The organism is Brevundimonas sp. (assembly GCF_023259385.1).
Taxonomy (GTDB): Bacteria; Pseudomonadota; Alphaproteobacteria; order Caulobacterales; family Caulobacteraceae; genus Brevundimonas.
Window position 1 is genome coordinate 1 of the sequence record NZ_JAHFPF010000278.1, and the last position, 4,452, is coordinate 4,452.

At 68.9% G+C, this 4,452-nt stretch carries 7 protein-coding genes; 4 read left to right on the forward strand and 3 right to left on the reverse strand.

All coding sequences use genetic code 11. From position 1 onward, the window contains the following. Both Q0C81_RS16570 and Q0C81_RS16575 read left to right on the forward strand, forming a co-directional pair. Positions 1-282: GNAT family N-acetyltransferase (locus tag Q0C81_RS16570; RefSeq protein WP_291840538.1), on the forward strand; the 282-nt coding region annotated here is incomplete at its 5' end. 66 nt (positions 283-348) lie between these two features. After that, positions 349-867 (forward strand): hypothetical protein, encoded by a 519-nt coding sequence (locus tag Q0C81_RS16575; protein WP_291840541.1) that lies wholly within the window; start codon positions 349-351, stop codon positions 865-867. Positions 868-870: 3 nt separating this feature from the next. On the opposite strand, the gene Q0C81_RS16580 is transcribed toward Q0C81_RS16575, so the two are convergent. After that, entirely contained in the window at positions 871-1,854 is a 984-nt protein-coding gene (locus Q0C81_RS16580) for an SDR family oxidoreductase (RefSeq protein WP_291840544.1), read from the reverse strand. A 101-nt stretch (positions 1,855-1,955) separates the two neighbouring features. Between Q0C81_RS16580 and Q0C81_RS16585 the strand changes: the two genes are divergently transcribed. Continuing rightward, entirely contained in the window at positions 1,956-2,591 is a 636-nt protein-coding gene (locus Q0C81_RS16585; RefSeq protein ID WP_291840547.1) for a DUF4126 domain-containing protein, read from the forward strand. Here Q0C81_RS16585 and Q0C81_RS16590 read toward each other — a convergent pair. Next, positions 2,575-2,889 (reverse strand): hypothetical protein, encoded by a 315-nt coding sequence (locus tag Q0C81_RS16590; RefSeq protein ID WP_291840550.1) that lies wholly within the window; start codon positions 2,887-2,889, stop codon positions 2,575-2,577. The two genes, Q0C81_RS16585 and Q0C81_RS16590, sit on opposite strands and share 17 nt — an antisense overlap. A gap of 111 nt (positions 2,890-3,000) precedes the next feature. Then, positions 3,001-4,032 (reverse strand): tRNA dihydrouridine(20/20a) synthase DusA, encoded by a 1,032-nt coding sequence (gene dusA, locus Q0C81_RS16595; protein ID WP_291840553.1) that lies wholly within the window; start codon positions 4,030-4,032, stop codon positions 3,001-3,003. 125 nt (positions 4,033-4,157) lie between these two features. On the opposite strand from dusA, the gene Q0C81_RS16600 reads away from it, so the two are divergent. Continuing rightward, positions 4,158-4,452, forward strand: a 295-nt coding sequence (locus tag Q0C81_RS16600) for a UBP-type zinc finger domain-containing protein (RefSeq protein ID WP_291840556.1), incomplete at its 3' end; no start/stop codon positions are given.

The window sequence follows — 4,452 nt, forward strand, 5'->3', positions numbered from 1 at the left end:
ACCTTTCGTGACGTTCGCGCCGAACAGCGCTTTGAACAGGGCTTCGCCGATTCCGAGGGCGAGATGCGCACGGTCTTCGCCGACTATGCGACGCAGGACGACGTCCGGGTGATCCTGCATGTCGAGGCTGATCCCGCCCTGCGGGGCGGGGGCGCGGCCGGGCGATTCATGCAGGCGTTGGCCGGCCACGCCCGCGCCGAGGGGCTGAAACTCCAACCGCGTTGCAGCTATGCGGTCCTGTGGCACCGTCGCCACCCTGAGTACGACGACGTCCTGGCCTGAGCCGCGCCCGACTGGCCTTGCGCCGGAGCCTGTGCTGGACTGCCCCGCTCAGGGGGAAGTTTTCACATGATCGTTCGCCATCTGGCCGCCGTCGCGGCCGTCTGCGTCATGGCCGCGCCCGGCATGGCCGCCGCCCAGGTCTGGAGCGACTGGAGCGAGGCCGAAGCCCGCACCCTGGTCGCCGCCGAGAACGGCGTGGTCGACGAGGTGCTGCGCCCCGATGACGGAACGCTGGAGGTCTACGCCACCTTCGACGGCTGGCTGAAGGTCCTGATCGGCGGCAAGGACTGCAACGGTCGGGGCCCGGCCCTGCGCTGCAAGGAGATGACCTTCAACGCCCTGTTCGAGATCGACGACGCCGCTCGCGCCCGGCGGCTGGAATCCGAACTGATCCACAATTTCGTGGCGGACATGGCCGATGGCGAAGACTACGTCGTCGAACGGGCGGTCGAGCTGACGGGCGGGGTCAACCTGACCAACCTCCGCGCGCAGCTGGACCGCTTCATCGGCACCTGCGAGCTGGTGACGGAAAAGGCCTGGCCGGACAAGGGCGCCGCCTCCGCCGCCCCCGGCAAGGGCCGCTAGGCGTCAGCCGCCTCCGTAGCCGCCGATGATCGGCAGAACTTCACCGGTGATGTAGCTGGAACACTGGCGCGAGGCGAGGAAGACGAAGGCGGGCGCGATTTCCTCGGGCTGGGCGGGACGCTTCATGACGGTCCCTGAGCCGAATTTCGAAGTCGCCTCGGCGTCTTTGTCGGCCGGGTTCAGCGGCGTCCAGACCGGCCCCGGCGCGACCACGTTCACACGGATCGCCCGAGGGGCCAGATGCGTGCCCAAGGACCGGGCGAAGGCATGGATGCCGCCCTTGGTCATCGAATAGTCCAGCAAGTCCTCGTTCCCCATGATGCCCGTGACCGAGCCGGTCATCACGATGGCCGAGCCGGGCCGCAAGTGCGGGACCGCCGCCTTCACCAGGTTGAAATAGCCGTAGAGATTGGTCTTCAGCGTCCGGTCGAAATGTTCGAACGTCAGGTCCTCCAGCGTTTCCACATGCTCCTGGAAGGCGGCGTTGGGGACGACGACATCCAGCCGCCCGAAGGCGTCGAGCGCCGATTTCACCGCCGCCGTCGCAAAGGCGGGATCCGAGACGTCGCCCTTGAGCACGATGGCCTTGCGGCCCTCGGCCTCGACGGCCTTCTTCGTATCCTCGGCGTCTCTTTCCTCGTCCAGATGACAGAGGGCGATGTCGCAGCCTTCGCGGGCGAACAGGACAGCGACGGCGCGGCCGATGCCGGAATCGCCGCCCGTGATGATCGCCGCCAAACCCTCCAGCTTGCCCGAGCCCTTCCAGAAGGGCGCCTCGTACATCGGCGCGGGATCGAGCCTGAACTCCTCGCCAGGCTTGCGCTGGTGCTGTCTCGGGAACGGCGGTTCAGGGTATTTCCGCGCGCCGGCCTGGACCGCGCCCCTCTTCTCGCTATCGCCCGAGGAGCCCTTGGCGTCGATCACAGCCTGAATCTTCCGCTCCTGATCGGCGATGGTATCGGCGCGAGGTTCGAAGCGGTCATCCATGTCGATTCTCCTTCAGCTGGTGAAGGGAAAGCCGAGGGAGCGCCGACCGTTCCAGCGCATTATGGTGTTCGACCAGCTCGTAGCGGCTGGAGGGAGGCGAGATGCCGGAACTGGACCTGAACACCCTGGGCGCCGCGGCGGGGCCGCTGCAGACCTGGATCCTGCCGGCCCTGCTGGGACTCGGCCTCGCCTCGGCGACGGGGCTGCGCACCTTCCTGCCGTTGCTGATGCTGGCGCTGGCGGCGAAGTTCGAGCTGTTCGGCGTGCGGCTGATCGATCAGATGGACTGGCTGGTGTCGTGGCCCGCCATCGCGGCCCTGGGCACGGCGGCCGTGGCCGAATTCGCCGGCGACAAGGTCCCGGCGGTTGACCATGCGCTGAACGCGATCGGCTATGTGACGCGACCGGTAGCCGGGGCGGTGGCGGCGGGCAGCGTGTTCTGGGCCGTGGATCCGACGACGGCGGCCATCGCCGGGGTCATCGTAGGAGCGCCCGCGGCGCTGGCCTTCAACGCCGCCCAGACCGGGGTGCGGGTCGGATCGACCGCGACCACGGCCGGGCTGGGCAATCCGGTGGTGTCCCTGATCGAGGACGTCCTGGCGGTCCTGACCGTGATCGTCGCCTTCCTCGCGCCGATCCTCATCCCGCTGGCGCTGATCGTGCTGGCGGTCATCGTCTTTCGGCTGGCCAACCGTCTGCGCGGCCGCGACGCGGGACGAGTCAGAGCGCCCGGCTGACGATCGCCTTGAGCGTCTCGGACTTGGAGGGAAGGTCAGAAGCCAGCCGCCCGGCCAGCTCACGCGCGCCCACCGGATAGGCGTCACCGCCCTCGGCGATCTCGCGGGCCAGAGCCGCCGCCTGCATCAGGACCGCCTCCAGCGCCTCGACCTGCTCGACGGCCAGCGCGCGGGCTTCCATCTGAAGCCGACGGACCCGGTCCGCCGTGGTCTCCGGCGTCCGCATCAGGTCGTAGATTTCAGCCTCGGCCTGGACGAGGCGCAGATCGGGTTGAGAAGGCGGCGAGCGCTTGGGCATGGCGGTGTCTCCTGCCAAGCCAATGCGGGCTGACTCGTCGGAGTTCCCGTCCTCACGCGGACGGATTTCACAAAAGCGGGGCTGTGGCTTTCACGCCTCAGGTGAACGCGGTCAGGCCGCGTCGTCGTGTGCCTCGAGACGCGCCTCGGCCTCGCGTACGGCGTCGGCGGCGCGATCGACGACCTCAAGGCCGGCGCCGGACTTCACCCCCTCGACGGTCAGGATGCGGCGGAAGGCGCGCGCGCCCGGCCGACCGTGCATGACGCCCAGCATGTGGCGGGTCATGTGGGCCAGGTGCACGCCCTCCTCCAGCCGCGCCCGCAGATAGGGACGGTAGCGCTCCAGCGCCTCGAAGGCGTCCACGTCGGCCCCCGCCGACCCGAACAGGCGCCGGTCGGCCTGCCCCAGCAGCGCGGGCTCGTGATAGGCGGCGCGGCCCAGCATGACCCCGTCCAGCCGCACCCCGCCAGTGTCGTCGAGATGCGCTTCGGCCTCGTCGAGTGACGCTATGCCGCCGTTGATGCTGATCGACAGGTGAGGCCGCTCACGCTTCAGGCGGCGGACCAGGGCGTAGTCCAGCGGCGGAACGTCCCGGTTTTCCTTGGGCGAGAGGCCTTTCAGCCAGGCCTTGCGGGCGTGGACGATGAAGGTGTCGATCCCGACCGCTGCGCTGGCGTCCACGGTGGCGAACAGGCTGACCTCAGGGTCTTGGTTATCCACCCCGATGCGGCATTTGACGGTGGCGGGAACCGAGACCGCCTCCTTGATGGCCGCCATGCAGTCGGCGACCAGTTCCGGCTCGCGCATCAGGCAGGCGCCGAACTTCCCGGACTGGACCCGGTCTGACGGACAGCCGACGTTCAGATTGATCTCGTCATAGCCGTACTGCTCGCCGATGCGGGCGGCCTCGGCCAGTTGCGCGGGGTCGGAGCCGCCCAGCTGCAGGGCTACCGGATGCTCGACCGCGTCGAAACCCAGCAGCTTGTCCCGGTCGCCGTGCACCACCGCGGGCGCCGTGACCATTTCGGTATAGAGCAGCGCGCGCGCCGACAGGGCGCGGTGGAAGGCGCGGCAGTGCCGGTCGGTCCAGTCCATCATCGGAGCGACGGAGAGGCGGCGGGAGAGGGCGAGCGGGTCGGACAAGCGAGACGGCCGTTTGGAAGACGAAGGCGGCGGCTTTTACGTCATCCGGACCCGGAAGGCGACCGGAGCGCTTGCACGGGGTCCTCGACAGGGCGAACCTCGGTTCCGCGACAGGAGAACAGACCATGGCGGGCTGCGGACATCTGGCCACCGTGAACCGGGTCACCCCGGGATCGAAGGGCTGCGAGGAATGCCTGAAGACCGGAGGCTGGTGGGTGCATCTGCGTCTGTGCCGAAGCTGCGGCCATGTCGGCTGCTGCGACGACTCGCCCAGCCGCCACGCGACCGCGCACCATCAGGCCACCCACCATCCGATCATCGAAGGCTACGACCCGCCCGAGGGGTGGGGCTGGTGTTACGCGGACGAGGAGTTCGTCGACCTGCCCGACCAGACGCCGCAGCTCGGGCCGATCCCCAAAT

Excerpts from the sequence above, each read along its gene's own strand:
- Q0C81_RS16580 (WP_291840544.1), bottom strand. The coding sequence starts at position 1,854 with ATGGATGACCGCTTCGAACCTCGCGCCGATACCATCGCCGATCAGGAG.
- Q0C81_RS16585 (WP_291840547.1), top strand. The coding sequence starts at position 1,956 with ATGCCGGAACTGGACCTGAACACCCTGGGCGCCGCGGCGGGGCCGCTG.
- Q0C81_RS16590 (WP_291840550.1), bottom strand. The coding sequence starts at position 2,889 with ATGCCCAAGCGCTCGCCGCCTTCTCAACCCGATCTGCGCCTCGTCCAG.
- Q0C81_RS16575 (WP_291840541.1), top strand. The coding sequence starts at position 349 with ATGATCGTTCGCCATCTGGCCGCCGTCGCGGCCGTCTGCGTCATGGCC.